Origin of the sequence: Peteryoungia wuzhouensis (assembly GCF_003205195.1) — a bacterium.
Taxonomy (GTDB): domain Bacteria; phylum Pseudomonadota; class Alphaproteobacteria; order Rhizobiales; family Rhizobiaceae; genus Allorhizobium; species Allorhizobium wuzhouense.
This window is the reverse complement of record NZ_QJRY01000002.1, coordinates 338,187-364,344: the sequence shown is the minus strand read 5'-3', so window position 1 is coordinate 364,344 and position 26,158 is coordinate 338,187. Positions and strand designations below refer to the sequence as shown.

Below are 26,158 nucleotides of genomic sequence, written 5' to 3'. Positions count from 1 at the left end.
ACCTCAGTCGCGCAACCGCAACTCGTCCGTCTGCATCTGCAGTGAACCCAGCGTCGACAGGAAGCTCATGCCGAGGAGGCTCTGATCCAGTCGTCCCTCCTCGAGCACGACTGCGGCGACATCGGTGCGCACGATCGGCCCGAGACGCAGTTCCGGCAGGCGTAGAGGGGCTGCCTGTGCCTGGCCGTTTGCGGTCAGGACGGTGCGGGTGAATTGAAGCGTCGCGGGATCGATGCCGATCCGAACCGCATCCTCGAAGCGCAGGGCGACGGAGCTTGCGCCGGTGTCGATCAGGACCGGCACGGAGATCGGGCCGATCTCTATGCTGGTCTCGAAATGGCCGCCGAGCGACTTGTGAAGAACCACTTCAGTTGAGCCGTCGGGCGTCGTCACTGTAACCGCACGGCCAGGGACCAAGCCCGCGAGCACCCGCTCGCCCACGGTGCGCATGTCATGGCGGTAGAGATAGCCGGTGACCAGCGTCAGCGCGATCAGCACCCAGATGGACAATTGCCGCAGACTTTGGCCGAGCGAGCGCCGGCCGAGCAGGATGCCGCTCGAAATCATCAGCAGAATGGGGAGGGCAATCACGATCCGGCCGACGGCGTCATTGTCGATTCCGAAGGTCTGACCCTGGTTGTGATTGACGATCAGGAGCACGAGACCAACGGCGAGGATCGCAATACCGAGCAGAAATCGCATCAGCCGCGCTCGCGTTGCATGCGTGTCCGCCTTGTCTCGCGGCGGGGTTTGCGTTCCACCGTTTCGAGCCTGGCCGGCAGGCCTTGCATGATCGCCCGGCGCTCTTCGCTGGTATAGGCGGTCCAGCGGCCGATCTCGTCACGGGTGCGTCCACAGCCAAAACAGAAGCCGGTTTTGTCGTCGATCGAACAGATCAGAATGCAGGGGGATTCCATCGGGTTCCTCTCGGTCACATTCTATATCGGATGACTATAGGAGGATGGCAAGGGAGACGAGAAAACCGATCTCGGCGATCTGTTGGCTGGCGCCGATGGTGTCGCCGGTATGGCCCTCAATCTTCGATCTCACGAAGGCGGTAAATCCAGCCGACAGGAAGCCTGCCACAATCAGAGCAACGACTGTTGCGCCGAAGGGCAGGACAAGGACGCCGAGAAGAGCCGGTGCTGCGATCCCGAAGGCAAGGGCCATGCGCGTGGCGCCTGGGTCGGGTTGGCCAACGGATGCCGCGACACCCTCTGTCTTTGCTGGGGGGAGAGATGACCAGTGCCAGACCATGACGGCGCGACTGAGCGCCGCAGCGGCAAGCCAGGCAAGTGCTGTTGCCAGCGGCGGCCAGGCAGGCACAAGTGCGGCGATCGAAGCGATACGCAATCCGACCGACAGGATCAGGGCGAGAGCGCCATAAGTCCCGATGCGGCTGTCCTTCATGATCTCCAGGGCCCGCGCGCGGTTGCGGCCGCCTCCGAGACCATCCGCTGTGTCGGTCAGGCCGTCTTCATGCAGCGCGCCGGTCACCAGCATGTGCAGCGTGAGTGCTGCGAGGACGGCGACGAACGGTGGCGCTCCGACGAGAGCGAGGAGGCCAAGCAGGGCGGCTGCAGGAAGGGTAATCAGAAGGCCGGCGAGGGGAAATGCCGCAACAGTTCGCGCGAGGCTGCCATCATGCGTTTCGAAATACCGGTTTGGGACTGGAATACGGCTGAGGAAGGCCACGGCCCTTGCCGTTTCGGTTACCAGGTCACGTCCGCTCAGCATCAATGCGTCATCCATCCATATGACGACCGGTCGCGCCGCTTTTTGAGTTGAGACTGGCGAGCGCGGTCAGTATGAGAGATGCCACAAAGCCCGATTTGCCTGCAGATTACAAGGAAGCGCATCCCATGACCGTTACCGGCCTGCCATTCGACGATTTTCGCGTCCTGTTGCGCGATCTGCCGGGACCCAACACCGCAGCCCTGGTCGCCGCGCGCGACCGTGACCGGACGCTGACCAAACCGCCGGGTGCGCTCGGACGCCTGGAAGAAATCGCCATGTGGCTCGCGGCCTGGACGGGGCGCCCGCCGGCCGTGACCCGGCCGCTTGTTGCGATTTTCGCCGGCAATCACGGCGTGACCAAACACGGGATCACGCCGTTTCCTTCCTCCGTCACCCAGCAGATGGTGGAAAACTTCGCGGCAGGCGGTGCGGCGATCAACCAGATCTGCGTGACCCATGATCTCGGCCTGAAGATCTTCGATCTGGCGCTCGATTATCCGACCGGGGACATTACCTGCGAGCCGGCCCTTTCCGAGCGTGATTGTGCAGCGACCATGGCATTCGGCATGGAAGCGATCGCGGGGGGCACGGATCTGCTCTGCATCGGCGAGATGGGCATTGGCAACACCACCATCGCCGCGGCCATCAATCTGGCGCTTTACGGCGGTGAGGCCGAGGACTGGGTCGGTCCGGGTACCGGGTCCGAGGGCGACGTGCTGTCGCGCAAGATTGCTGCCGTGAAGCAGGCGGTCGAGTTTCACCGCGAACATCTGTCCGATCCGCTGGAAATCTTGCGCCGCCTCGGCGGTCGCGAGATCGCGGCGATGGCCGGTGCCATTCTTGCGGCCCGCATGGAGAAGATCCCAGTCCTGATCGACGGCTATGTCGCGACCGCAGCGGCGGCAATCCTGAAGGCGGCCAATCCGTCCGCCCTCGATCACTGCCTGATCGGCCATGTGTCTGCTGAACCGGGCCATCTGCGGGCCATCGAACGTCTCGGCAAGACGCCTTTGCTTGCTCTGGGCATGCGGCTGGGTGAGGGCACCGGTGCCGCACTGGCCGCCGGCATCGTGAAAGCGGCCGCTGCCTGCCATTCCGGCATGGCGACCTTCGACCAGGCGGGCGTGAGCAACAAGTCCCATGGCTAACATGAAGAAGAAGGGGCCTGCTGCCCCCCGCAAGCTTGCCGCCGAAGCGTTCGAGAAGAAGACCGGCATCGCCCATCTCTTCGCAGCGGGGCAATATTCGGCACAAGGCTTCAAACGCCTCATTCAGGAGGCCGCTTTCCGTCACGAGATCCTGGCGTTCGTGGCGGGCCTCGGCATTTTCGCGGTTGTCGGTGCCAGTCCGCTCGAATTCCTCGGTTTTGTCGTGCTGATGCTGCTGATGTTCTGTGTCGAGGCGCTCAATACGGCGATAGAGGAACTGGTCGACCGCATCTCGCCTGAGATTTCGACGGTCGGTCGCAATGCCAAAGATCTCGGATCCTTCGCGGTCTTCTGCCTGATTTTGGCCAATGCCGCGTTCAGCGGTTATGTCGTCATCACGCGTCTGCTCGGCTAATCTCAGGCAAACTGCCGACGGCGCGGTTCGACTGCACGGACTTCGCTGACGGCCGGCAGGCTTTCCAGCACGCGGTTCGAGGGCAGGATGGCGATGACTTCCGTGCCCTCGCGCAGCTTCGATTTGAGTTTGAATTCACCGCCATGCTTGGCGAGGATCGCCTGGACGATCGGCAGGCCGAGGCCGGTTCCCTGTTCGGCACTCTTGATGGCGATCGAGCCCTGGCCGAATGCCGAGAGCACCACCGGGATCTCGTCTTCCGGAATGCCTGGGCCGTTGTCGCGGATGGAGACATATTGTCCGCCACCCGCCGTCCAGCCAGCCTTTACCCGGATCTCGCCACCCTGGGGCGTGAACTTCACGGCGTTCGACAGCAGGTTCAGGATGACCTGGCGCATTGCTTTCTCGTCGGCCCAGACCGAGGGCAGGTTCATCTCGAACTGCTCCTCGATGCGGATGTTCTTCGACTTGGCGCGCAGCTGGATCATGCCGATACAATCTTCCGCCAGTTCAAGCAGAGAAACGGACTCCTCGTTCAGCTCATACTTTCCGGCCTCGATGCGCGACAGGTCGAGGATCTCGTTGATCAGTTCCAGCAGGTGTTTGCCAGAGCGATGGATATCGCCGGCATATTCCTTGTAGAGCGGGTTGTTGAGGGGCCCGAGAACCTCTGTCGCCATGACTTCCGAGAAGCCCAGAATGGCGTTCAAGGGCGTGCGCAGTTCGTGAGACATCGAGGCGAGGAAGCGGGATTTCGCCATGTTCGCCTCTTCCGCCCGGCGTCTGGCTTCGTCGGAGAGAGAGTTGGCGACTTCAAGCTCGGCGATCAGGTCGTCCTTCTCCGTCTGGAAGGACAGAAGCTTCAGGTTTGCCTGGTGAAGTCGGTTCGTGATGTAGATGAAGAAGATCAGGGCGGTGGTGAAGACGGTCGTCAGCCCGAGGTCGAGCATCCGATGACCGCTTGCCGCCACATAGCTCAGCGCTATCACGGTCGGCAGAAAACTGACCAGAACGGCCTGGCGCAACAGCATCGTCGCCATGGCCGTGATCGAGAGCGCCAGCAGAAGCACGCCGCCCTTGTAAAAGAGGAAGGCGGTCTGGTCGCATGCGGTGCAATCCTGCAGGGCGAAGACGGCCCAGCAGCTGCCCATCGCAACTTGCGCCAACAGAAGGATGTGGCGCCAGCGCTTCTGGTTCTGCGGTGTGATCTCCGTGCGGGCGGCACGTTTGACGACAATGATTCCGAGCGCGTGCATGGTCAGCCCGAACAGGGCCCAGACGAAAAATTCCGGCTGCGAGGTGAAATAGGACCCGAAGCCCGCGACGAGCAGCAGGAGCGCTGGAATGACCGCCGCACCCTGCAGGGTGGCGGTGATGTGCATGCCGAGAATTTCGACGTCGAATGCCGGCGAGATGCCCTGGCTGGACTGCAAGCGCTCACGGGTCGTGCGCACGGCCTTTGTCGCTGCCCTGTTGCGGTGTGCCCGCGTCAGGTCGACAACATTCTTGTCCGTCGATGTCGATACGCCGTTACTCATGGAGTTGCAGTCTTCCGCGCCTTGGTCGAACTTAGCGACCAATTCTTAAGAAGATCCTGCAGGGGAAGGATTTGTTTGCCATGTGTGAAAAGGTTTCGTTTTTGAAATGGGAGACAATGTGGCGCTGAGGGGTCGGCAATTGCGAGACGCGGGGGTGGGTGCTGCCATGCTGTTCCTGGCGTTGCTGATCATCGCGAAGCTGGAAAACAATCAGGCCCTCCGCTTCAGCGGTCCGTTCGTCGTGATCGATGGGGATACGCTTGCCGACAATGGCCGAAGGCTGCGCCTGCGTGGTCTCGATGCGCCGGAGCTTGGTCAGATGTGTACCAGGGCAGACGGCGCGTATGATTGCGGGCTGGCGGCGAGGGCAGGGCTTATCAGCCTCATCGAGGCAAATGCCGTCCAGTGCTTCGGACCGGAAGATGCTGAAGATCGTTATAGGCGGCGATTGGTTACCTGCCGGAGCGGCGAGGTGGATCTCGGCCACCAGCTTGTGGGTGCCGGACTTGCCGTTGCCGACGGCGACTACCACATGGCGGAACGCCAGGCCAAGGCTGACAGGCTCGGCCTTTGGGGCGGAACCTTCGAGCGGCCGGAAGACTGGCGGCGCCGAAGGCTTTTGGAGACACGGGAACAGGGAGGATGGTTTCGGACATTCCTGTTAGAGCCGCTGATCGGCTGGATGGTTAGAGGAGACACGCCATGAGTCCTGGAAGCGCCTTCGTGGCTTCTGGCAGAGCGATATCACACGCAGCCGATGAACAAGCGGTACCCGTCGATGCGCTCAGTCACGCCATCTCGCAATGTCGGATCTGCAGGGATTCTCCCGACGGCGGGCTGGACTACCGGATGCCGCACGAACCGCGACCGGTGGCCTATCTTTCCTCGACGGCCAGGGTGCTGATCGCAGGTCAGGCACCAGGTCTCCGGGTTCATGAAACCGGCATTCCGTTCAACGATGCCTCCGGGGATCGGCTCCGCCTGTGGCTCGGTGTCGATCGCGACACATTCTACGACCGTTCTCTGTTTGCGATTGCGCCCATGGGCTTCTGCTTTCCCGGATACAACGCCGAGGGCCATGACCTGCCGCCCCGGAGGGAATGTGCTCCGCACTGGCGTCAGACCGTGATGAGGTCCATGCCGCAGGTGGAGCTCATTCTCGCCATTGGGCAATATGCGCAAGCCTGGCATCTCGGTTCCCGTCGGGCACGGACAATGACGGAGACCGTCCAGAGGTGGCGGGAGACGCTGCTTTCCAATGTCCCGGGTCCAAGGGTGCTTCCTCTGCCGCATCCGAGCTGGCGCAATACAGGCTGGCTGAAAAGGCATCCGTGGTTCGAGGTCGAGCTCTTGCCGGTTCTCAGGCGGGAAGTTTCTCTGTTGATAGGGCGAAATGATTTTCCTTGAAACGCTGATTTTCGGCTATATCGGAGAAAATCAGTTTTTATGGGAATCATCATGGATCGCCTCGACCGTAAAATCCTCCGTATCCTTCAAGAGGATTCGACCCTCGCCGTGGCGGACCTGGCAAAGAAGGTCGGCCTGTCCACCACGCCGTGCTGGCGGCGCATCCAGAAGATGGAAGAGGACGGTGTCATCCGCCGCCGCGTGGCTCTGCTTGATCCGGTCAAGGTGAACACCAAGGTTACGGTTTTCGTCTCGATCCGAACCTCCAGCCACTCGATCGAATGGCTCAAGCGCTTTTCGGAAGTTGTGGCCGAATTCCCGGAGGTGGTCGAATTCTATCGCATGAGCGGCGACGTCGATTATCTGCTGCGGGTCGTCGTGCCCGACATTGCGGCCTATGACGCCTTCTACAAGCGGATGATCGCCAAGATCGAGATCCGCGACGTGTCCTCGGCATTCGCGATGGAGCAGATCAAGTATACGACGGAACTTCCGCTCGACTACATGATGCTGGACAATCAGAAATCCGGCGAGGAATAGATCGGGTTCGGCCTTATTTGAGCTTTGCGATCCGTTTGGGGTCGCTCAGCTCGCGCAAGGCGTCCTTGCCAACCCAGCGGGCGGCAGCATCGCTCGCGTCGGCGAGTCTGCTCGCCAGCAACAGAGCCTCAGCGCGGCAGCTGCGGCTCCGCTTGCCGATGTTGCGCAAGGCCCAATTCACGGACTTCTTGACGAAGTTGCGAGGATCCGTTGCATATCGCTCGATCAATGGCAGCCAGGCGATGAAGGTGGCGTCCGGCTCCTCCTTGTTGTGAACCGTGGCGCCGGCGATCATGGCAAAGGCGGCACGCCGAACGAACTCCCGCTCGTCTTTCGCGAAACCTTCGATCAGGTCGTGCCAATAAGGCGTTTCCGTCAGCAAATCGGCGGCCGCATCGACGATTTCCCAGGAATTGAAGTCTGCGGCGAGGCGGCTTACGTCGTCCGGTGACAGAAGCGCCGGATCGAAAGTCCAGATTGCCAGCATGCGGGCTTCACGAATGCCGGTCGCCCAGAGTTCAAACGCGCGTTGCTGGCTCTTGCCGACGGTTTTGGCCAGTTTCTGGATGGCAGGATTGCCAATGCCGAGCGCATCTTGCGTGACTATCCCGAAGCGGGCCATGCCGGCAATGTTCTCCTCCGACCGCATTGAGCGCAGGTGCGCTACAAGTTCCGTTGCGGTGGAGGAGGGGCCGATCATTTCGCTTCGAGCCTTGCCAGAAGAGACGAAGTGTCCCAACGCTTGCCGCCGAGTTTCTGCACCTCACCGTAGAACTGGTCGACCAGTGCCGTGACAGGCAGGTTTGCGCCGTTGTTGCGGGCTTCGCTCAACACGATGTCGAGGTCCTTGCGCATCCAGTCGACGGCGAAGCCGAAGTCGTATTTGCCGACATTCATCGTCTTGTGGCGGTTTTCCATCTGCCAGGAGCCGGCGGCTCCCTTGGAGATGACTTCAATAACTTTTTCGATGTCGAGGCCGGCCTTCTTGCCGAAATGGATGCCTTCTGCGAGCCCTTGGACGAGGCCGGCGATGCAGATCTGGTTGACCATCTTGGTCAACTGACCGGCGCCCGCCGGGCCCATGAGGCCGACCATGCGGGCATAGGCGTCGATCACGGGCTTCGCCTTCTCATAGACCTCAGGCTCTGCGCCGCACATGACCGTGAGGACGCCGTTTTCCGCACCGGCCTGTCCGCCCGACACGGGTGCATCGACGAAGCCGCAGCCACGGGCGGCGGCCGCTTCGGCCAGTTCGCGGGCAACTTCCGCCGATGCGGTGGTGTTGTCGATCAGGACGGCGCCCGCCTTCATGCCTGACAGGACACCATCCGGGCCAATCGTCACAGAGCGCAGATCGTCGTCATTTCCAACGCAGGTGAAGACGAAGTCGGCGTCTTTGGCCGCGTCTGCCGGCGTGAGGGCATGGGTGCCGCCGAACTGCTGTACCCAGGCTTCGGCCTTGGCGGTCGTGCGGTTGTAGACGGTGACCTCGTGGCCGCCCTTGACCTTCAGATGTCCGGCCATGGGATATCCCATGACGCCCAAACCGATGAATGCGACCTTTGCCATGACCATGCTCCTGTCTCGGTATTCCGTTGCGGCAGGCTTAGCCGAATGCGCGGCCTGGAGAAAGGCGTGCAACGCCTTTTTCGGATCGCCGTGGGCGCGGCCCATAGGCTCAAATGCAAATCACCGCCGGTGGTGGCCGGCGGCGATCCTTGATTGCGGAAACCCGTTCAGCCAGCGAGAGCCAGCTGCGGTTCGAACAGGGTGGAGGGCAGGGCCTTGTACCAGTCCGCAATCCGACCAGCGATCTCGCGGCTTGCCTCGACGCGGAAGTGGGTGCTGTCGGCCGCAAGGTCGGGGCTGAGGAAGCTGTCGACATCCATGAGGTCGATGCAGTCGTAGCTGGCGGCCAGTTTGCGCCAGACCGCCGACATGGCCTCCATGCGTTCCTTGGTGACGCCGCGAATGACCAGGAAGTCGCTCGGTTCGACACCGCTCGGGCTGGTGATCAGCAGCATTCGATTGCCATTCGCCTTCAGGTATTCGCAGAACTCGGTGGCGCAGACCTCGTAAAGACCCTTGTCGAGAATGCCGAGCAGTTCCGGCGGCCACATGATGTTGTAGAAGTCGGTACCGATGTAATAGACGAGCGCCGGCGGGAAATGCTGCTGCAGGTAGGACTTGTTCAGCACATGCGGCATCATGAAGACGCGCGGCATGCTGTCGATTTCAGCAACGTCCCGGAGGCCCGCATAGTGGCAGAAGATGCCGGACTGGCAGTTCGCCATGAAGCGGATGCGAATGTCGCGGTTGCCGGCGGCAATGCTCTTTTCTTCGGCGAGGATGCGCTCGCGAATGCCGGGCGCGTTGAAATTCTCGACCGTGATCCAGGCGGGGATCTCCGGCTTTACCGGCACGCTGTCCGGCACCTGCAGGTTCCGGAAGCGCTGGAAGGCCCGCTCCAGCAGAACGTTCTCGATGCCCATATGCATGATGCGGCAGGAGAAGGCCATGTGCTGCATCGATTCCGTCTCGGTCTCGGCGCTGATGAAGCCGACGAGGCCGTGATAGCCGAACTTGTCCCAGGCGAAGAGCGCGAAGCCTTCGCGCAGCGACGCCTCGGCGACGTAGTTGACCATGGAGCCGGGCTCGACCCGTGTCTTCAGGTAGTTCAACTGGTTTGTGCGGTTGATCAGTTCCTCGATGCGGGGCGCAAAGTCGATGAGGTCGGAACTGGTGGCGATCGCGACATGGATGTCGCAGGTGTGGAGGAAGCTTTCGCGGCTGCCCTCGAAGGTCTGGCTTTCCGTGACGCGGTTCTGCAGCGACCTGTATTCCTCGACACGCGACTTGTTCACGCCGGCATGGGCATCGACAAGCCGCGCGAGGAAGGCGTCGCACATCTCGTCCTTGGCGTCGAGCGTGTGCAAGTCGGGCAGCACGGCCTTCGCTTCGGCAAGGTTGATGTCGTTGTCGTCGATGAAGAGGCAATTCTTCGGCTTCAGCTGCATGTCCGAGATCAGCGCCTGGATCGCAGCCCCCTTTGGAACGAAAGCGATGCGGGGGAAGACGAACTCGTCCCAGAGGCCAAGGGATTCGAGCTTTTTGCGGGCCGTCTCGAAATCGTTCTTGGAGCAGATGGCAGAGACGACCCCGCTGCTGTTCAAACGGCGAATGGCCTCGACGCGGCTCTCATGCAGGGTGATGGCATCGGCATCGTCGAGCGTACCCTGCCAGAGCGTCTCATCGAGATCCCAGATGACCAGTTTGATCGACTTGGCGACATCTTCGTTGATGGTCTTTTTCTTAAGCGGCCGAATGCCGCGTGCGCCATGGGCTCCCTGCAGGAAGAACATGGCGGAATCGGCGCCGAGATCGTCGACCTGATGGTCCAGACCCGGCCTGAAGCAGGCTGTAACCGGCACATCGGCTTCCGACAGGCGGCTGTAATTGTTGAGAAACGTGCCTGGCAGAACGACATCGTCCTTTTCGCCATGTACCAGCAGGACCGGCGGGCGGCTGGAGATCTCAGAGCGCAGATCGGCAAAGCCGGCCATGTCGCCGCTGAAGCCGATGATGGCGCAGAGGGACTGCGTTTGCTTCAAACCGTAATAGAGGGCGAGTGTCATGCCTTCGGCGTAGCCGACCACGGCGATCTGACTGTTGTCCAAGCCGTATTCGTCTCGGATCTGCGCGATATAGTCTTCGAGAGCTGTGGCCCCCAGCCCGAGTTCGACGGCCGCCCTGTAGGACGCGCCCGCCTGGGCTGCTCCGGCACTCAGCTGATGGTTTTCGACCTGTGGCAAGGCGAAGAGCGCCTTGCTGAGGTGACCGCGCCAGCGTTCGGCAAGCAGGCGGGGTGTCGGGTCGCCTGGGCGTGCAGCATTGATGAGGATCACGGCAAGCTGCGGATCACATCCATCGAAGGGCATGAGCTTGGTGTCAAAACTGATCTTCAACGGGAAATCCTCGAACACGACTCACCGACTCATTCAGGAGACAGACTTCTGTCGCGAATCAGACTTCATGTTCAGACAGGTGTATTTTCGCCAAATACGCGTGCCTGTCCAGAGGAGGCGTCACGTCGGATCCGGATTTGCCGCCGCCGCCTGTGGTTCAGGTTCCTCCGGATGGTTTGGTTGCGGGGCCGACGTTGGTGTGTCGCCCTTGATCTTCCGGTCCGACGTCAATTCGAGACTTGTCGGTCCGAGGCGATCGGAGATCTCGTTCCAAAGCCGGCGCAGTCTTCTCACATGCAGGTCATCGCCGATCCAGTCCATCAAATGCTCTGTTGCACGCGAGGCGCTGCCGTCATCCTTGCTGATTGTCTGCATCGCCCAGATACTGAAATCGGTGGCATCAACCTCCTTGATCCCGTCGCCATCGGGAATCAGAAATTTGGCGGTGCTTTCTTTTTGCAGGCCTTTCATCGGGCCGGTCGGCGCCAGCAAGACAGCGGCATAGATCCGATCGAACTGATCTATCGCCTTTCGGTCTTCTGCGGACATGTCCTCCTTGTTCTGCTTGAGCGCGCGTTCAAGATCAAAGATCGTTCTCACGTTGAATTGCCGCAGCAGCAGGAAACGGTCGAGGCCGACGACGCAGCAGAGCTGTGCCTGAGCGATCCAATCGACGGTCTGGTATATCCCGTAGGGTGTCTCGATGTGCAGCATGATCGGATTATAAGTTGCGAGCGACTGGACGTCGGAGATGCCGCATTCCTCAAGGCGGAAGCGGGTGAAGAAGTCGATGCCGTCGATCGCGTCGAGGGGCACGACACGGGTCCAGGCGATGAAGCGGTTGTCCGACTGCTTGATCCAGTCGAAACGCGTTCCAAGCTTTACCAGGACGAATTGCAGCACGCTGCCGGGCAACAGACCGAAGGCGAGTGCCAGAAGGATCCATCCCGCGGAGAGATCGTTTACCGCCGCGCTCTGCGCCATGCCGACCACGGAAAGCGCTGCGTCCATATCGGGGAGAGCGCGATAAAGCGCTGCTGACGCGAGCACCGAGATGGTGATGACCGCCGCCTGCCGAATTAAGGTGAAGCCGCTGAGATCGAAGACCGAGAGGGCCTGCACGAGATAGCGTAACGACGACAGATAGGCCCCGACAAAGGTGATGGCAGCCACCGTCAGGACATTCTCCGTCAGCTTGCGCAGCTGTTCCGGGGCAATCGTGGCTTCGAATGTCACACCTCCTGCGGTCAGGAGATTTCGAGCGACGTGTTGGATGCAGCCTTGAGCTTGGGACGGGCAGGTCGTGCCGGAAAGGGTCAGCGAAAAGCCGGCGAAGACCACCAGCATATAGGGCACGGAGGCCACCAGCAGGCGAATGTCGCCGCGGTTGAGAAACACACGGGTCTTTGCGATCGTCCCGTTGATCTCCGCGACGATCGCCATTTGAGACTGTGCGTCCGCAACGAGATCGTCATCCTCCGGGGTCTCGCCACTGCCCTTGACGTCGGCGGTATATTTGCTGCGGACGAATTCGAAGGAGGGGTTCGTCGACTTTGTCTTACCCTCGGTGGTATCCCAAACTGGGAAGGCTTTAACGTATTCTCGGATGAGGCGTAGCCGTCGGAGCCGAATTTCATAGCGCCCGAAGATCAGCGCGAAGGTTGTGACGGCCGAAATGACGAGCGCGGTCCATTCTGCGAAATGGCCCTCGAAGACGTTGAAAACAACTTCCATTTGCATCTGCTTTCCCCTTTCCCAGGAAAAGCCTAGCAAAACGCAAGATCATAACCACCAATTCGACGCAATCAAAGGTGGATTTATCAATCTATGATTGTTTTTCAGATCTTTTTTGCAACAATCAGATGGCCGGGAGACGGATTTCCGTCCTGCATGCGCACGTTGATGTCGGTCATCTCGATCAGTTCGAAGCCGGTGGCGGTCAGGCGTTCGCGTACATAGGCCTCGGCATGGACGAAACGCTGGTGCGGGCCGACAATGAATGGCCGTCCGGCCAGGGTATCCTCGTTTGCCGTCTCCGAGGAGAAGACGAAGATGCCGCCCGAAACCATGTTTTCGGCAGCGCCGAAAAAGAGGGGTTCGAGAGCCCCGAGATAGGGCAGAACGTCGGTGGCCGTCACGAGGTCAAAGGGCTCGTCGTCATTGTCTTCGAGGAAGTCCTCGATTTCTGCGACATAGAGGGTCTCGTAGAGATCCTTTTCGTGGGCGATCTCGACCATCTTTTCTGAAATGTCGATGCCCGTGATATCGGCGACCATGTCGCGCAACGCGCCGCCGGTCAGGCCAGTGCCGCAGCCAAGGTCAAGCAGGCGCTGGAAGGGGCCGAGATTGAGGCTCTGCAGACGTTGGCGCACCATGACTGGAACGGCATAGCCGAGTTGCTCGACCAGAATATCCTCGAAGGCTTCGGCGTGCTGATCGAACAGGGTTTCGACATAGGCGTCCGGCGCCTTTGGCGGGGCTTCGCCGCGCCCGAGCGCCGCGATCCGCACCGAGGCGCCGCCATGGTCGTCTGGGTCAATGGCGAGGACCTCTTCATAGGCCTTCACGGCGGCGTCGATGTCGCCGGCTTTTTCCAGCGCCAGAGCCCGGTTATAGGCTTCCGCCAATGCTTCTTCATCAATCTTGGCCATGGGGCGCGCTCCTGTCTCGGGGGCCTTTGAGGCCGTTGTCGGTCGTCTAGCCCGTCCGTGCTGGCTTGGCAATGGAGAGGGAACCGTGGCTTGCAGCCGGACGTTCCGTCATCAGGGAGCCAGATCATGCCACAGCCATCCTCCGAGACTGACGCCATCCCGCAGCTGGCGCCGCCGCCGCCCCGGCTTGCTCCGGCGCTGCCGTCCAATTCGGCCGAAAAGGCCAATATGATCATTCACTACTATCGCGGCGAGATCGGGCGGATGACCAGTTGGCGCGATCGGATTGACCGCACGACAAACTGGTCGATGACCGTGGTCGCCGGCCTCCTGTCGGTATCCCTTTCGACGCCGTCCTCGCATCATGGCGTGGTGCTGTTCGCGATGCTGCTGATTTCGGTCTTTCTGTTGATTGAGGCTCGGCGTTATCGCTTCTTCGATGTCTACCGGGCGCGCGTGCGGCAGCTCGAACGCCACTATTTTGCCCAGGCACTCTGCCCACGCGCCGAACTGCGTGTCGATTGGGCGGAGGCGATCGCGGCGAGCCTGAGGGCGCCCGTCTTCCTGATCAGCTATCGGGAAGCTCTTTTCCGCCGCATCCGACGCAATTACATCTGGATGTACTTCATCCTGCTGCTGGCCTGGGGGCTCAAGATCTCAAGCCCGAAACTGCAGGCGGACGAAAGGCCGGCGGAGTTCATCGGCAACCTTCAGCAGTTGATGATCAATGCCCATCTGGGTCCTCTACCCGGGGCTGTCGTCCTCGCTGTCGTCGCTGCCTTTTATGTCGCGCTCATTGCAGCCATCTTTTACCCCGAGCCTGATGATGGCGAGTTTGCCCATGGCGAGGTGCATGTATGAGCGGCGCGTATAGCTGAGCGCGGTCAGTGGAGAATGAACTCGCCCTTGAGCGCCCGCCATTCGCTGGCTGCAATCATCTTCTTGTGCACATAGGTGACTGAATGCAGCGGGCCTTCGATCTTGTCCTGCCAGAAGCGCAAGAAGCCGCGCATCTCGGGGAAGTCCGGCGCGAGGTCGTAATGTTGCCAGATGTAGGTCTGCAGGAGGGAAGGGTGGTCCGGCAGGCGGTAGAGGATTTGCGCTGTGGTCAGGCCGTAGCCCTTCAGCATCAATTCCATTTCGGTGTTCATGTCCGTGCGTCCGTGTCCCGTGCAAGAGGATCGGTGCGGACGGTAACCGCTTCCGCGACCGACCGGGGCTGCGACCGACGCAGGCCCCATAACAATGGAACCACTGCAGGGTAAATGAAAGCTTAAGGCTTCGGTGATCGGGCGGAAATCGTCTTTTATTGCAATGGCTTGGCAGCGTCTCGTGGTGAGTGCTGCCAAGGTTTCCTGCTCTATCGCTTCAGGTGCCTTGTCAGCCTTGCCTCAAGCGCGGCCCAGGTGTTGCGCAGCAATTCGACGATGGCGAGATAGAAGAGCGCTGCCCATAGATAGGTCTGGTAGTCGAAGGTTCGCGAGAAGGCGTAGCGGGTCTGGCCCATCAGATCGAGAACCGTCACGACCGCCACGACGGCCGAGGCCTTGATCATCAGGATGATTTCGTTGCCATAAGGGCGAAGTGCCACGATCAGCGCCTGGGGCAGGATAATCTTCCAGAAGGTCACGGATGGCGGCAGACCCAGGGAATTTGCCCCTTCCGTCTGGCCACGCGGAACGCTCTGGATCGCGCCGCGCAGGATTTCCGCCTGATAGGCCGCCGTGTTCATGGTCATGGCAAGAATGGCGCAGTACCAGGCTTCGCGAAAGAACCACCACAGGCCGACGGCTTCGATCTCAGCGCGGAAGGAGCCGAGGCCATAATAGATCAGGTAGATCTGGGCCAGCAGCGGCGTTCCGCGAAAGACGTAGACATAGGCGTAGGCGATGGATTTCAGCACAACATTCTTCGACATCCGGCCATAGGCGACCGGTATGGAGAGAAGCGCCCCAAGCGTGATCGAACTCGCCACCAGGCCCAGCGTCGTGCCGAGGCCCTGGAGATAGCGCGGGCCGTATTTGACGAACTTGTCCGTGTCCCAGCCCGAGACCATCATGTAGGCCAGCGCGATGCCGAGGAGAAGCCAGAGACCGAGGGCTCCGTAGCCCAAGGCACGTGTCCATGTCATGGCCGGGTGCACCTCGGGGGGCGCAGGGCGTGCGGGGATCAGTTCCAAAGAGTGGCTCATCGTCTTGCCTCGGCGCGATTGGCCCAGTTGGAAATGGCGTTCAATCCGACAGAGGAGAGCGTGGCGAGCACGAGATAGAGCGCACAGGCGATCCCGTAGAACAGAAAGGCCTCCTTGGTGACCTTGGTGGCGACGCCCGTCTGGCGCAGGATATCGGTGAGACCGATGACCGAGACCAGTGCCGTGTCTTTGAGCAGGTTCATCCAGAGGTTCCCGAGGCCCGGGAGGGCGATGCGGATCAGTTGTGGCACGATCACCAGCCGCATCGTTCGGCCGCGCGACAGGCCGACCGCGTTGCCGGCCTCATACTGCCCCTTCGGGATCGCCCTGAAGGCAGACAGCAGCACTTCCGAACAGTACGAAGAGAAAACCACTGAGAGAGCCAGCATGCCCGCAAAGAAGGCGTTGATTTCAACGCGCTGGTCGCTGCCGAACCAGCTGAAAACAGCCTGAACCATCATCTGGAAGCCGTAATAGACGATGAAAAGGGTGAGCAGCTCCGGCAGTCCGCGAAAGATGGTGGTGTAGATGCCCGCCGCCGTCCTCAGACTTCTTTCTTCCGATTGCAGGGCAAGCGCGACCAGGAAGCCGAGCAAAAGGCCGACGGGCAGAGTGATCAGCGCAAGGATGATTGTCACCTTGACGCCCAGTGCGATTTCATCGGCCCAACCGACATCGCCGCAGGACAGCAGGCCGTCACCACCGAAGAGCGAGAAAATGCCGATCGGGCCGCAAAACGGATCGAGCCAATAGGATAAAGTGGCCCATAGCGAGCCCAGTGCGGAAGACAGTCCGCCCATGCCATTCCCCCTCGGCGGTATTTTCCGCCTTTTCATGCTTGTCATTAACGCAAGATGGCGGAAGCGCTGTGCTCCCGCCATCTCCATAATCAAAGGATCGGGATATCAGTTCCCATAGACGTCGAAGTCGAAATACTTCTTGTTGATCTCGGCATATTTACCGTTGGCACGGATGGCCTCGATCGCGGCGGAGAACTTGTCGGCGAGGGCCGTTTCACCCTTGCGAACGGCGATGCCAGCACCTTCGCCGTTGATCTCAACGTCAATCGGCAGCGGCGTCAGGATCTTGCAGCAGGCGCCGGCATCGGTCTTCAGCCATTCCGAGAGAACGACGATGTCGTCGACGACGGCGTCGACACGGCCGCCTTCGAGGTCGAGCTTGTATTCGTCAGCGGTCGGATAAAGCTTCAGCTCCGAATCGGGCATGTGCTTTTCGGCGTAGTTGGCGTGGGTCGTCGAGGATTGGGCGCCGATCGTCTTGCCCTTGAGGCCAGCGACGTCGGCGATGGTCGAATCCTTCGGCACGGCGACGGCCGGCGGCGTGTTGTAGTACTTCTTGGAGAAGTCGACCTTTTCCTTGCGCTCGGGAGTGATCGACATCGACGCGATGATTGCGTCGAACTTCTTCGCCTGGAGGGCCGGAATGATGCCGTCCCAATCCTGGGTGACGAATTCGCAGGTGACCTTCATTTCATCGCAGAGCGCCTTGGCGATATCGATGTCGAAGCCGACCAGGGAGCCATCGGCTTCCAGGTTGTTGAAGGGCGGGTAGGCGCCTTCCGTGCCGATGATGAGTTTTTCCTGCGCCATGGCAGAACCGGCAAAGAGCGACAGTGCCGCAATCGAGGCGGCTGCCAGAAAACGTGTCGGAATACGCATGAGATCCCTCTCTGTTGGTGGATGCCGTTTGTCTTTTTAACGCGGCTATCCTGGATCGTGTGGCGTGAGCGGCCACACTTGGGCCCAATATTCGTCTGCTTTCGATGCCGAAATCAACAACAAAGAGTGCTGTATCCCTATTTTCGGTGGCATGCGGCGAGCGAAGATGACTTGAGGCTTCAAATCCTTCTCTTGCCTGATGGAGCAAAAGTGGTTCCAACTCGTTCAGACGAGGTTAATTTTGCGGAACCTAGCTTGGCGGCACTCTCGGTTCGCAGAATCGACTTGGATATTTAACGGCGCTGAGACAAACAGTCGGAAAGACTGCAATCGGCGTGAAGGAAGGAAACGCAGGGCATGTTCAAAAATAGATTGCTGAACACGGTGGCGATCCCGGTGCTGTCCATGGCAGTGCTGGCCGAGCCTGTGGCCGCTTCGGCCATCAGTCAAGGGATGTCGAAGACGCATTCACGTCAGGCCGAGGACGGTCTGATCCAACTCGCCCAGGCCGTGGTCTGCAGCGACGGTTCGGAAGCTGCGGACCAGGAAACCTGCGACGCGCGCGATGCGCAGGCCCAGGCGGAAGCGGAAGCACGGGCGCAGGCTGAAGCAGAAGCGGAAGCCCAGCGCCAGGCCGAAGCCGAGGCACAGGCTCAGGCGGAGGCAGAAGCCCAGGCCCAGGCAGAAGCACAGGCGCAGGCTGAAGCGGAAGCGGAGGCCCAGCGTCAGGCTGAGGCCGAAGCGCAGGCCCAGGCCCAGGCTGAGGCGGAAGCACAGGCACAGGCAGAAGCTGAAGCGCAGGCTCAGCAACAGCAGCAGGAAGCCGAAGCCGAGGCGCAACGACAGGCAGAAGCCGAGGCGCAAGCTCAGGCGGAAGCGCAGGCCCAGGCCCAGGCCGAAGAACAGGCCAAGGCCGAAGCAGAAGCCCAGGCGCAGGCCGAAGCTGAGGCACAGGCTCAGGCAGAGGCAGAAGCTCAGGCCAAGGCTGAAGCCGAAGCGCAGGCCCAGCAGGCAACCGAGCAGCCAGCCCCCGAAAGTGTCACCTGCGCGGATGGCTCGACCGCTGCCAGCGAGGCTGAATGCCCCGTTGCGCCGGCTCCGCAGACCGAAGAAGCCGCGCCGGAGCAGCAGACCGAGCAACCCGCAGAGGAGCAGGCTGCCCCCGAACAGACGGAGCCCGCTCAGCCTGAAACCGCTGAACCGGAAACCGAGCAGCAGCCGGCTGATCAGCAGGCAGAGACTCCGGCCGATGGCAGCACGGAGAGCCAGGAGACCACTGGTCAGGACGCACCGGCCACAGACGGCACGGAGGCGCAGACCGACGGCGAAGCGCCGGCCGATGGCACCGCTGCACCGGAACAGGCAACCGAACAGACCGAACAGGCTCCGACCGAAGAGGTCGTCGTGCCGGCCGTTGTGCCGCCGGAAGATCAGCCGGTAGAGCAGATCACCGACAACCGCACGGAAGAGGAAAAGCAGCAGATCGCTGAAGATCCTTCACAGAGCACCGAGACGGTGGTTCTGCCGGTCGACAATGGTGCTGCCGTTCTCGACAGCGACAAGGATGCCGACAACAGCGGTGGCGAAGCGTCCCGCGAAGAACGGAGCCAGCTCCGCGCCCAGGAAGACGTCGCACCGCCGCCGACAACGGATGCGGAGGCCCAGGCGAGCTTCACGCAGGTCGAGCCGCAGGCAGTGCAGGCGACCATCACGGAAGATGGCACGCGTCTTGACGCGGCCCCAACCTTCGATGTGCCGACCACGGTGACCAACAACATCACCAATGTCACGAACATCACCAACAACACGACGAACAATACGGTCAACAACACCACCAACAACACGGTGATCCAGAACAACGTTGTGAACCAGGTGACCCAGATCCAGGTCATCGAACAGGTTGACAACCGGACGGTCATCAATGTCGGCAACCAGATCATCGTCCGTGGCGACGACCGCGAACGCCTGCGCTACGACTCGCAGGAAAGCTACTACGAGGAACTGCCGCGTGGCCGGACCCGCGAAACGATCATCCGTGAGGACGGATCGCGGATCGTGACCGTCTACAACCGCTACGGCGACATCGTCATCCGTTCGCGGATCTCGCCCCGCGGTCGCGAATATGTTCTGATGTACTCGCCCGAGGCAGACAACGAACGTCCGCAGGTCTTCATCGACGTCGGCCTGTCGCTGCCGCCGATGCGCCTCACCGTTCCGGTGCAGGATTACATCATCAGCACCTCGCGTGCGCCGGATCGGGACTACTACGACTTCCTCGGCCAGCCGCCGGTGGAGCGCGTCGAGCGCGTCTATTCGATCGACGAGGTGAAGTCGTCTGCCCGTCTGCGTGACAAGGTCCGTCGTATCGACCTTGATACGATCACCTTCCCGACCGGCTCGGCCGAAGTGCCGCTTGCCCAGGCGAAGACCCTGCGCAAGGTCGCGGACGCGATGAGCAAGCTGCTCGAGAAGGATCCGGGTGAAGTGTTCCTGATCGAAGGCCATACGGATGCCGTCGGTTCCGACAAGGCGAACCTCGTCCTGTCTGACCAGCGCGCGGCAACGGTTGCGGGCCTGCTGACCGAAGTCTACGGCATCCCGCCGGAAAACATGTCGGTCCAGGGTTATGGCGAGCGTTACCTGAAGATCCGTACGGAAGCGGCTGAACAGCAGAACCGCCGCGTTGCCATCCGCCGCGTCACCTCGCTGGTGCGCCCGGCCGGTGTATCCGCCAAGAACTGATCGGGATCGTCCGACACAAAAAAAAGGGGCCGCCGGCGTGATCCGGCGGCCCCTTTTTCAGTTTGTCAGGGTCTCATGTGTGCTGTGGCAGTCCCGTCACCGCAATGATGAAGTCGGCGATTGCCGCTGTATCGTCCAAATCGAAGACGGGAAGATCTGTCTCCGTCACCCCATGATCGGCGGCGATGGCCTTGATCCATGGGTCGGTTGGCGCGAGCGGTTCCCGTTTGTTCGCTTCCAGCCGTCGCGCCTCGATCTTCGGCACCGGTTCCCGTTTGTAGCCCTCGATCAGGACCAGGTCGCAAGGGGCGATCCGGCTCAGGATTTCCTCGAAGCTCGGTTCCGGCGCGCCGCGCAGCTCATGCATGATCGCAAACCGTGTGCCGGATACGATCGCCACTTCGTGCGCGCCCGCCTGGCGGTGGCGAAAGCTGTCGGCACCGACCTTGTCGATGTCGAAGTCATGATGGGCATGCTTGATCGTCGAGATGCGGTAGCCACGCCGCGTGAATTCCTCGACGAGCCGGACTGCAAGGCCTGTCTTGCCCGAATTCTTCCAGCCGGCGATGCCAAAGATCCTCGGTTTGTCCGTCATGCGCCGCCTCCGTCGATCACCTCGCGGGCGAGGGCAAGGTCCGCAGGCGTATTGATGTTGAAGAAGGGATCCACCTCTCCGCGCCCGTCCATCCTCGTCAGCATGTCAAAATGCACACGGCGGAACGGATGCCGGCGGATGAAGTCGCGGACCCGGCGATGATCCGGATCGTCGATCCAGGATCGCAGATCCTCTGCCAACCGGATCGGCCAGAGCGCGACGACCGGGTGGTCCCGACCGCCTGAGGATGCCATGACGATCTCGCCCGGCGATAGCTCGGTTGCAAGGCGTGGCACGAGGTCGGGGGGCAGAAAAGGTGCGTCACCGGGCACCGTCAGCAGATGGCTGGCTTCGCCCGAGAAGGCCTGCATGCCGGCCAGCACGCCGGCGAGGGGTCCTGGGCGCTCTGCCACCGTGTCGGGACAATTGCGGTAAGACCCGGCGAATGGATGATCGGGCGGCAGATTGACCGCAAGTGTCGATACTTGTGGTCGCAAGCGGGCGACGATGACATCGAGGAGCGGTTTGCCGCCGAGAATGGCCCGGGTCTTGTCCTCGCCCAGTCGCCGTGACAGCCCGCCGCCGAGGACCAGGCCCGGTATGCCAATTGGTCCCATCAACGTGTCGCTCCGACGGAAATATGCCGTTGCAGCCAAAGCCAACCGATTGCGAGAAGTGCCAGCACGCAGCAGGCGAACATCACGAGAAGGAGGGGCATGGCGCCTGTCTCTACTGACAGGAAGGCGGAGGCGAGCCAGGACACGAATGCACCTCCGCCCATGGTAATCGCACCGCCCAGGCCGGAGGCGGAGCCCGCCAGTTCCGGGCGTACGCTGACGATCCCGGCATTGGCGCTCGGCAGCGACAACCCGTTGCCGAAGCCGACAATGATCTGCGGGGCGAAGAAGGCAAGGGAGGTCGTCAGATCCTGAGAGAAGAAGAGAATGGGGAGGGATGCACCGGCCAGGGCGACGCCGCCACCGATCAGCATCATCGCCTCGATGCCGGCACGGCGGGCATAACGGCCGGACAGGAAATTGCCGGCAATATAGCCTGATGCGATGAACATGAATTGCAGACCGAGCACACTCGGTGTCATGCCCATCAGCGTGCCGCCGACAAAGGGTGCGCCGCCGAGGAAGGCGAAGAAGGCGCCTGACGTGAAGGTGGCCGCCAGCGTGAAGGCCCAGAAGCGGCCAGAGGCTAGCAGGCCGGGCCAGGCGCGGAACTGGGCGGTGAAGCTGCTGCTCTTTTGCCGGTTGGTCTCGCCGAGATCGCTGCGCACCAGCACGAGGACGAGAAAGCCTGCGATGGCGATGGCAGCGAAATTCGCCCTCCAGCCGAAGGCGTCACTCAGGAGGCCGCCGACGGTTGGTCCCAGCATGGGGACGAGGGTCATGCCCATCGTGACATAACCGATCATGGATGCGGCCTCCTCGACTGGCACCATGTCCCGGATGATGGCGCGCGACAGGACAAGACCGGCCACGACGGCGGTCTGCGCCATTCGGGCCACGGTCAGGACCTCGATCGAGGTGGCTGTCATGCAGACGAGCGAGGCGGCAAGAAGGATGGCCAAGGCACCCAGCATGACCGGCCGGCGGCCGTAACGGTCGGACAAGGGGCCAATGATCAGCTGGACCAGGGCGGTCATCGCAATATAGCCGGAGACCAGGATCTGGACACGGTCATAGTCGACGGCCAGATCCTTTGCCATGGCCGGCAGGGATGGCAGGAAGATGTTCATCGTCAGTGCCGAGAGCCCGGCGATCGAGACGAGGCTCACGATGTGCGGCGGGCTGGTCCGGTCGAAAAAGCGGGTCGGCGGCACGAGCATTCCTTCTGACGATGATCGGGGTGATCAGCCGGGCGAGCCCGGTTCGGAGGCGCTGGCCACGGCCGCCTTCCTCTGCTTTTCCCTGTAGAACGTATAGAGGCCGGAGCCGATGACAATGGCGGCACCAATGCCCATCGAAAGATCCGGTGTCTCGCCGAAAAACAGCATACCCAAGGCCACAGCCCAAAGCAGGCTCGTGTAGCGGAACGGTGCGATGAAGGAGATTTCGCCGAGCCGCATGGCCATGATGATTGCCTGATAGCCGACGAAGAGGAAGGCAGAGGCAAGAGCGATGGTGGCAAAGGTGTCGAGCGACACCGGATTCCAGCCGCCGAAAGCCGGTACCAGCAGGAGGCCGGCGAGCGAAATCGACGAGGCGGTGAAGAGGGTCACGGTCAAAGAAGAGACGTTCGGGTCGATCTTTCGAGTGACCAGATCGCGGCCGGCTGCGGTGATGACGCTGAGGAGCACATAGAGCGAGGCCAGCGTGAAGCCTTCCGGGCCGGGTTTGATGATGACCATGACGCCGAGGAAGCCCAGGCCGATTGCCGTCCAGCGGCGCCAGCCGACGGGTTCGCGGTAGACGAGTGCGGCGCCTAAGGTGACCGCGAGCGGCAGGGACTGCAGAATGGCCGAGGCGTTGGCCAGCGGTACCTGGCCGAGCGCCGAGAGAAAGGCGATGGCGGCGATCGTCTCGAAGGCAATCCGGCACAGAATGAGGGGCTGCAGGATGTTGCGCAGATGATCGAGAGCGCCCAGTCGACGCGCGACGGCATAGACCAGGATTGTCGTGATGGCACCGCGCACGAACATGATCTGCGCGACCGTCAACTCGTCGGTGACCGACTTCGTCAGGGCATCGTTGAAGGTGAAACCTGCCATCGAGGCCGCCATCAAAAGCGCGCCGCGGGTATTCTCGGATAAGGCCATTCCAGGGATTCCCATGCTTGCGAAGCGGTTGTAGACCATGGTGTCGGGCGGCGGAACCGGATTTCTTCATCAAACCGCCCTTGCCAGGCCGTAGAGGGCCAAAAAGCCGGTTTCGGATTAACCATTGGTCAAGGGCCGACGGCGAAGCTTCGGGCGGCTCCGCATGAGGTGGCGCCGCCCGCTCGACGCTGCGCCGATGTTGGCCGCAGAACGGTCGATCCTCCCGAGGGTTCCATGAGTTTCATTGATCGCCTCCTGCAAAGCCGCAGGATCGTCACCAAAGTATTGCTATTCGTTATTCCTCTCGTTGTTCTTATGGCAGGCGTCGGTCTGCTCGGTTACCGCACTGCCACCATGCTCAACGGTCACATGACCGTCACCCGTGCCACGATCGGCAATATCAGCGATCTGGAGCAATTGCAGACGGGACTGCAGGAATTCAGCCTTGATCCGACCGAAGCGAGCAGGGAGGCTCTGCTGACGGCGATTGAGGCACAGGAAAAGGGTCTCGGCGTTCTCGACGGCGTCCTCGCCAAGCAGGCAGAGGCCGCAGATCTCGGTGCGCTGCGTAACCTGCCGTCTCTGATGCGCGACGAAACGGCAGCGCTCTGGGACAACAAAGTCCGTCGCGATGCACTGGATGCGCAGCTCACACAAGTGGTCGGTTCCCTCAATGCCGAGGGGCAGACGATTCTGAAACAGGTCGAGTTCGTTCGCACGGATCTTGCCGGCAAAGAGCTCTTCGCCAAGGAGCTGCTGTTCGATGCCGCAGCGTTCAAGAGCCTGCTCGACCGGCTCGGCAAGTTGCGTGTCGGCGTGCAAATGGCATTCACGCCCGAGGAGCAGCTGTCCGAGACGAAGCTCTATATCGCGCCGCTGAAGAAGGACATCGGCAAGGCCGAAGTCATCGTGTCGGAGAAGGGAAAGCTGTTGGTCGATGAGGTGTCGGCTTCGATCGCCAAGATCGAGGCCACGTTGAATGGCAATGCGGCTGATGATGCGAAGGCGCAGGATATCGGTCGCGTGCTGTCAGAGCTGGTCCTGATCGAGCAGAAGATTACGCTGCAGGGGGCCAAGAATTCGGATGTGGCAGCGGATCGCTTCGTCAGTCTCGACAAGCTGGTGGCCGAGCAGAAGGAGTTGATGGGGCTTGTCGATACGGCGATCATGGAGATCGCGACGACCGAACTCAAGGTTCAGCAGATGCTGGGTACGCTCGACGATCAAAGTCGCCAGGCCCTGGTCGAAAAGGTTGAATCCTTGAAGGGGATTGCGACCCGGATCTCCGAACTCGGTGTGAAAAACAGTGCGCTTCGTGATTTTCCGCAGAAGATCGCACCGTCGCTGGAAGCCCTTATCACGGGCTCGCAGGAACGGCTCGACGCCGGCCGTGACTGGCAGGCCCGGCGCCTGTCGGCCAACGGTCACGTTTCGGAGGCGATGGAGACGCTGCGCAACTTTGTCAGCCATGCCCAGGAGATCGGCCGCGAGGATAGCGAACGCTCGGCATCCATCTCGGTGGTCACGATGGTTGTCGGGACACTGCTTGCTATCATTGGCGGTCTGATGCTGATCGAAACGTTGCGAGCGCCGCTCAAGCGCATTACCGGCGTGATGTCGCGGCTTGCCAGCGGCGATCTCTCGGTGCCGATCGAGGGTCGCAATCGCGGCGACGAGATCGGCGACATGGTGCGCTCGGTCACCGTCTTCCGCGATGCAGCACTGGAAAACAAAAGGTTGGAAGAAGAGGCCGCTGCCGCGCGCGCGCAATCGGAACAGGAAAGCGCCCATCGCTCGCAGGAGCGGGCGCGTGTCGAGGCCGATCAGCGCGCCGCTCTAGAAGCGCTGTCTTCGGTGCTGCAGGCGCTCGCCAATGGCCAGCTCAACGTCACCATGCGCGATGATCTGCCTGCAGATTTCGTGGCCATGGCGTCAACCTACAATCAGGCTGTCGAGACCCTGCGGGCAACGCTGGAAGAGGTGCGGGCAGCAAGCGCGGATATCAATGCCGGGACCGAGAACCTCGCTGTTTCGGCCGACGATCTCGCCCGTCGCACCGAACAGCAGGCTGCAGCTCTCGAGGAGAGCGTGCGGGCCCTGTCGCATCTGAGCGATGTCGTGCGCTCAACCGCAGACGGAGCAGGGCGCACGGCCCAATCCGTCCAGGTGGCACGCGACCATGCCCGCCAGTCCGGCGTGGTGGTGCGCAAGGCGGTCGAAGCCATGTCGGAGATCAGCCGTTCTTCCGAGAAGATCTCGACCATCATCGGCGTGATTGACGAGATCGCCTTCCAGACCAATCTTCTTGCACTCAATGCCGGTGTCGAGGCTGCCCGCGCCGGCGAGGCGGGACGTGGCTTTGCGGTCGTTGCCCAGGAGGTTCGGGAACTTGCCCAGCGTTCGGCCAACGCGGCGAAGGAAATCAAGACCCTCATCACAGCATCCGGCGGGCAGGTTCGCTCGGGTGTGGAACTTGTCGAACACACCGGTGTCGCACTGCAGTCGATCATCGATCAGGTCGAGGAAGTGCAGGGGCTTGTCGAGACGATCTCGGCTGCAACCCGCGAACAGTCGACGGGCATCAGCGAAGTCACGCATGCCGTGCGCGACGTCGAACTCATCACCCAGCAGAATGCCGCCATGGTCGAGGAGAACAATGCCGAGATCCATGGACTGCGGCAGCGGGTGGATATCTTGATGCACAAGATCGGCCACTTCCGCACAGAACTCGCTGTTTCCGGACGGGACGAGTTCCGGCGCTCGGCCTGATCGGCCAAATAACT

General features: G+C 61.4%; 25 protein-coding genes. 8 read left to right on the top strand and 17 right to left on the bottom strand.

Going from position 1 to position 26,158, the window contains the following annotated elements:
• Positions 1–3 precede the first annotated feature (3 nt).
• Genes DMY87_RS07615 through DMY87_RS07605 form a run of 3 tightly spaced genes read right to left on the bottom strand, consistent with a single transcriptional unit; the run spans position 4 to position 1,737 of the window.
• Positions 4–705, bottom strand: a complete 702-nt coding sequence (locus tag DMY87_RS07615) for a TIGR02281 family clan AA aspartic protease (protein WP_110790689.1) — start codon at positions 703–705, stop codon at positions 4–6.
• Positions 702–917 carry a DUF1289 domain-containing protein gene (locus tag DMY87_RS07610; RefSeq protein WP_110790688.1) on the bottom strand — a complete coding sequence of 72 codons (216 nt, stop codon included), beginning with the start codon at positions 915–917 and terminating at the stop codon, positions 702–704. Before DMY87_RS07610 ends, DMY87_RS07615 begins: the two co-directional genes overlap by 4 nt.
• A 34-nt stretch (positions 918–951) precedes the next feature.
• Positions 952–1,737, bottom strand: coding sequence for an adenosylcobinamide-GDP ribazoletransferase (locus DMY87_RS07605; RefSeq protein WP_110790687.1), 786 nt, complete (start codon positions 1,735–1,737; stop codon positions 952–954).
• A 125-nt stretch (positions 1,738–1,862) separates the two neighbouring features.
• Between DMY87_RS07605 and cobT the strand changes: the two genes are divergently transcribed.
• Positions 1,863–2,885 (top strand): nicotinate-nucleotide--dimethylbenzimidazole phosphoribosyltransferase, encoded by a 1,023-nt coding sequence (gene cobT / locus DMY87_RS07600; RefSeq protein ID WP_110791007.1) that lies wholly within the window; start codon positions 1,863–1,865, stop codon positions 2,883–2,885.
• Positions 2,878–3,300: a diacylglycerol kinase gene (locus tag DMY87_RS07595; protein WP_425353475.1), complete on the top strand. Its 423-nt coding sequence runs from the start codon at positions 2,878–2,880 to the stop codon at positions 3,298–3,300. Before cobT ends, DMY87_RS07595 begins: the two co-directional genes overlap by 8 nt.
• Before the next feature lie 2 nt (positions 3,301–3,302).
• Here the strand turns inward: DMY87_RS07595 and DMY87_RS07590 are convergent, their stop codons facing one another.
• Positions 3,303–4,838: a sensor histidine kinase gene (locus tag DMY87_RS07590; protein WP_110790685.1), complete on the bottom strand. Its 1,536-nt coding sequence runs from the start codon at positions 4,836–4,838 to the stop codon at positions 3,303–3,305.
• A 118-nt stretch (positions 4,839–4,956) separates the two neighbouring features.
• On the opposite strand from DMY87_RS07590, the gene DMY87_RS07585 reads away from it, so the two are divergent.
• Genes DMY87_RS07585 through DMY87_RS07575 form a run of 3 tightly spaced genes read left to right on the top strand, consistent with a single transcriptional unit; the run spans position 4,957 to position 6,785 of the window.
• Positions 4,957–5,544, top strand: a complete 588-nt coding sequence (locus tag DMY87_RS07585) for a thermonuclease family protein (RefSeq protein WP_165826173.1) — start codon at positions 4,957–4,959, stop codon at positions 5,542–5,544.
• Positions 5,541–6,245: a uracil-DNA glycosylase family protein gene (locus tag DMY87_RS07580; protein ID WP_110790683.1), complete on the top strand. Its 705-nt coding sequence runs from the start codon at positions 5,541–5,543 to the stop codon at positions 6,243–6,245. The genes DMY87_RS07585 and DMY87_RS07580 overlap by 4 nt, the downstream gene beginning before the upstream one ends.
• A gap of 51 nt (positions 6,246–6,296) precedes the next feature.
• Positions 6,297–6,785 carry an Lrp/AsnC family transcriptional regulator gene (locus DMY87_RS07575; RefSeq protein ID WP_062278778.1) on the top strand — a complete coding sequence of 163 codons (489 nt, stop codon included), beginning with the start codon at positions 6,297–6,299 and terminating at the stop codon, positions 6,783–6,785.
• 13 nt (positions 6,786–6,798) lie between these two features.
• Here DMY87_RS07575 and DMY87_RS07570 read toward each other — a convergent pair whose 3' ends face one another.
• From DMY87_RS07570 to DMY87_RS07550, 5 genes are all read right to left on the bottom strand, one after another.
• Positions 6,799–7,485 (bottom strand): DNA alkylation repair protein, encoded by a 687-nt coding sequence (locus DMY87_RS07570; RefSeq protein WP_110790682.1) that lies wholly within the window; start codon positions 7,483–7,485, stop codon positions 6,799–6,801.
• On the bottom strand, positions 7,482–8,354 hold the full coding sequence (locus DMY87_RS07565; protein ID WP_110790681.1) for an NAD(P)-dependent oxidoreductase: 873 nt from the start codon (positions 8,352–8,354) through the stop codon (positions 7,482–7,484). The genes DMY87_RS07570 and DMY87_RS07565 overlap by 4 nt, the downstream gene beginning before the upstream one ends.
• 167 nt (positions 8,355–8,521) lie before the next feature.
• Positions 8,522–10,750: an HAD-IIIC family phosphatase gene (locus DMY87_RS07560; protein WP_133253009.1), complete on the bottom strand. Its 2,229-nt coding sequence runs from the start codon at positions 10,748–10,750 to the stop codon at positions 8,522–8,524.
• Between the two features lie 120 nt (positions 10,751–10,870).
• Positions 10,871–12,490: a hypothetical protein gene (locus DMY87_RS07555; RefSeq protein ID WP_133253008.1), complete on the bottom strand. Its 1,620-nt coding sequence runs from the start codon at positions 12,488–12,490 to the stop codon at positions 10,871–10,873.
• Between the two features lie 98 nt (positions 12,491–12,588).
• On the bottom strand, positions 12,589–13,401 hold the full coding sequence (locus tag DMY87_RS07550; protein ID WP_110790678.1) for a class I SAM-dependent methyltransferase: 813 nt from the start codon (positions 13,399–13,401) through the stop codon (positions 12,589–12,591).
• A 126-nt stretch (positions 13,402–13,527) separates the two neighbouring features.
• Between DMY87_RS07550 and DMY87_RS07545 the strand changes: the two genes are divergently transcribed.
• Positions 13,528–14,262 (top strand): DUF2270 domain-containing protein, encoded by a 735-nt coding sequence (locus DMY87_RS07545; RefSeq protein ID WP_110790677.1) that lies wholly within the window; start codon positions 13,528–13,530, stop codon positions 14,260–14,262.
• 23 nt (positions 14,263–14,285) lie between these two features.
• Here DMY87_RS07545 and DMY87_RS07540 read toward each other — a convergent pair whose 3' ends face one another.
• The 4 genes from DMY87_RS07540 to DMY87_RS07525 form a co-directional block, all read right to left on the bottom strand.
• The gene (locus DMY87_RS07540; protein WP_110790676.1) at positions 14,286–14,552 is read right to left on the bottom strand and encodes an usg protein; all 267 of its coding nucleotides are present in this window, start codon (positions 14,550–14,552) and stop codon (positions 14,286–14,288) included.
• Positions 14,553–14,761: 209 nt separating this feature from the next.
• On the bottom strand, positions 14,762–15,592 hold the full coding sequence (locus DMY87_RS07535) for an ABC transporter permease (RefSeq protein WP_110790675.1): 831 nt from the start codon (positions 15,590–15,592) through the stop codon (positions 14,762–14,764).
• The gene (locus DMY87_RS07530) at positions 15,589–16,392 is read right to left on the bottom strand and encodes an ABC transporter permease (protein WP_110790674.1); all 804 of its coding nucleotides are present in this window, start codon (positions 16,390–16,392) and stop codon (positions 15,589–15,591) included. The genes DMY87_RS07535 and DMY87_RS07530 overlap by 4 nt, the downstream gene beginning before the upstream one ends.
• Before the next feature lie 105 nt (positions 16,393–16,497).
• Positions 16,498–17,271: an ABC transporter substrate-binding protein gene (locus DMY87_RS07525; RefSeq protein ID WP_110790673.1), complete on the bottom strand. Its 774-nt coding sequence runs from the start codon at positions 17,269–17,271 to the stop codon at positions 16,498–16,500.
• A 357-nt stretch (positions 17,272–17,628) separates the two neighbouring features.
• Here DMY87_RS07525 and DMY87_RS07520 point away from each other — a divergent pair, with 357 nt between their 5' ends.
• Positions 17,629–20,013 (top strand): OmpA family protein, encoded by a 2,385-nt coding sequence (locus DMY87_RS07520; RefSeq protein ID WP_110790672.1) that lies wholly within the window; start codon positions 17,629–17,631, stop codon positions 20,011–20,013.
• A 73-nt stretch (positions 20,014–20,086) separates the two neighbouring features.
• On the opposite strand, the gene mobB is transcribed toward DMY87_RS07520, so the two are convergent.
• The 4 genes from mobB to DMY87_RS07500 are packed head-to-tail and all read right to left on the bottom strand — an operon-like array spanning position 20,087 to position 23,375.
• Positions 20,087–20,608 (bottom strand): molybdopterin-guanine dinucleotide biosynthesis protein B, encoded by a 522-nt coding sequence (gene mobB / locus DMY87_RS07515; RefSeq protein WP_110790671.1) that lies wholly within the window; start codon positions 20,606–20,608, stop codon positions 20,087–20,089.
• Positions 20,605–21,225 carry a molybdenum cofactor guanylyltransferase MobA gene (gene mobA / locus DMY87_RS07510; RefSeq protein ID WP_110790670.1) on the bottom strand — a complete coding sequence of 207 codons (621 nt, stop codon included), beginning with the start codon at positions 21,223–21,225 and terminating at the stop codon, positions 20,605–20,607. Before mobA ends, mobB begins: the two co-directional genes overlap by 4 nt.
• The gene (locus DMY87_RS07505) at positions 21,225–22,445 is read right to left on the bottom strand and encodes a multidrug effflux MFS transporter (protein WP_110790669.1); all 1,221 of its coding nucleotides are present in this window, start codon (positions 22,443–22,445) and stop codon (positions 21,225–21,227) included. Before DMY87_RS07505 ends, mobA begins: the two co-directional genes overlap by 1 nt.
• Positions 22,446–22,469: 24 nt before the next feature.
• Positions 22,470–23,375, bottom strand: coding sequence for a DMT family transporter (locus tag DMY87_RS07500; RefSeq protein ID WP_165826171.1), 906 nt, complete (start codon positions 23,373–23,375; stop codon positions 22,470–22,472).
• Positions 23,376–23,609: 234 nt separating this feature from the next.
• Here DMY87_RS07500 and DMY87_RS07495 point away from each other — a divergent pair, with 234 nt between their 5' ends.
• On the top strand, positions 23,610–26,144 hold the full coding sequence (locus DMY87_RS07495) for a methyl-accepting chemotaxis protein (protein WP_110790668.1): 2,535 nt from the start codon (positions 23,610–23,612) through the stop codon (positions 26,142–26,144).
• Positions 26,145–26,158: the final 14 nt, after the last annotated feature.

Coding starts and splice junctions, on each gene's coding strand:
- DMY87_RS07610 (WP_110790688.1), bottom strand. CDS start 917: ATGGAATCCCCCTGCATTCTGATCTGTTCGATCGACGACAAAACCGGC.
- DMY87_RS07605 (WP_110790687.1), bottom strand. CDS start 1,737: ATGCTGAGCGGACGTGACCTGGTAACCGAAACGGCAAGGGCCGTGGCC.
- cobT (WP_110791007.1), top strand. CDS start 1,863: ATGACCGTTACCGGCCTGCCATTCGACGATTTTCGCGTCCTGTTGCGC.
- DMY87_RS07595 (WP_425353475.1), top strand. CDS start 2,878: ATGGCTAACATGAAGAAGAAGGGGCCTGCTGCCCCCCGCAAGCTTGCC.
- DMY87_RS07590 (WP_110790685.1), bottom strand. CDS start 4,838: ATGAGTAACGGCGTATCGACATCGACGGACAAGAATGTTGTCGACCTG.
- DMY87_RS07580 (WP_110790683.1), top strand. CDS start 5,541: ATGAGTCCTGGAAGCGCCTTCGTGGCTTCTGGCAGAGCGATATCACAC.
- DMY87_RS07575 (WP_062278778.1), top strand. CDS start 6,297: ATGGATCGCCTCGACCGTAAAATCCTCCGTATCCTTCAAGAGGATTCG.
- DMY87_RS07570 (WP_110790682.1), bottom strand. CDS start 7,485: ATGATCGGCCCCTCCTCCACCGCAACGGAACTTGTAGCGCACCTGCGC.
- DMY87_RS07565 (WP_110790681.1), bottom strand. CDS start 8,354: ATGGCAAAGGTCGCATTCATCGGTTTGGGCGTCATGGGATATCCCATG.
- DMY87_RS07555 (WP_133253008.1), bottom strand. CDS start 12,490: ATGCAAATGGAAGTTGTTTTCAACGTCTTCGAGGGCCATTTCGCAGAA.
- DMY87_RS07550 (WP_110790678.1), bottom strand. CDS start 13,401: ATGGCCAAGATTGATGAAGAAGCATTGGCGGAAGCCTATAACCGGGCT.
- DMY87_RS07545 (WP_110790677.1), top strand. CDS start 13,528: ATGCCACAGCCATCCTCCGAGACTGACGCCATCCCGCAGCTGGCGCCG.
- DMY87_RS07540 (WP_110790676.1), bottom strand. CDS start 14,552: ATGAACACCGAAATGGAATTGATGCTGAAGGGCTACGGCCTGACCACA.
- DMY87_RS07535 (WP_110790675.1), bottom strand. CDS start 15,592: ATGAGCCACTCTTTGGAACTGATCCCCGCACGCCCTGCGCCCCCCGAG.
- DMY87_RS07530 (WP_110790674.1), bottom strand. CDS start 16,392: ATGGGCGGACTGTCTTCCGCACTGGGCTCGCTATGGGCCACTTTATCC.
- DMY87_RS07525 (WP_110790673.1), bottom strand. CDS start 17,271: ATGCGTATTCCGACACGTTTTCTGGCAGCCGCCTCGATTGCGGCACTG.
- DMY87_RS07520 (WP_110790672.1), top strand. CDS start 17,629: ATGTTCAAAAATAGATTGCTGAACACGGTGGCGATCCCGGTGCTGTCC.
- mobB (WP_110790671.1), bottom strand. CDS start 20,608: ATGACGGACAAACCGAGGATCTTTGGCATCGCCGGCTGGAAGAATTCG.
- mobA (WP_110790670.1), bottom strand. CDS start 21,225: ATGGGACCAATTGGCATACCGGGCCTGGTCCTCGGCGGCGGGCTGTCA.
- DMY87_RS07505 (WP_110790669.1), bottom strand. CDS start 22,445: ATGCTCGTGCCGCCGACCCGCTTTTTCGACCGGACCAGCCCGCCGCAC.
- DMY87_RS07500 (WP_165826171.1), bottom strand. CDS start 23,375: ATGGCCTTATCCGAGAATACCCGCGGCGCGCTTTTGATGGCGGCCTCG.
- DMY87_RS07495 (WP_110790668.1), top strand. CDS start 23,610: ATGAGTTTCATTGATCGCCTCCTGCAAAGCCGCAGGATCGTCACCAAA.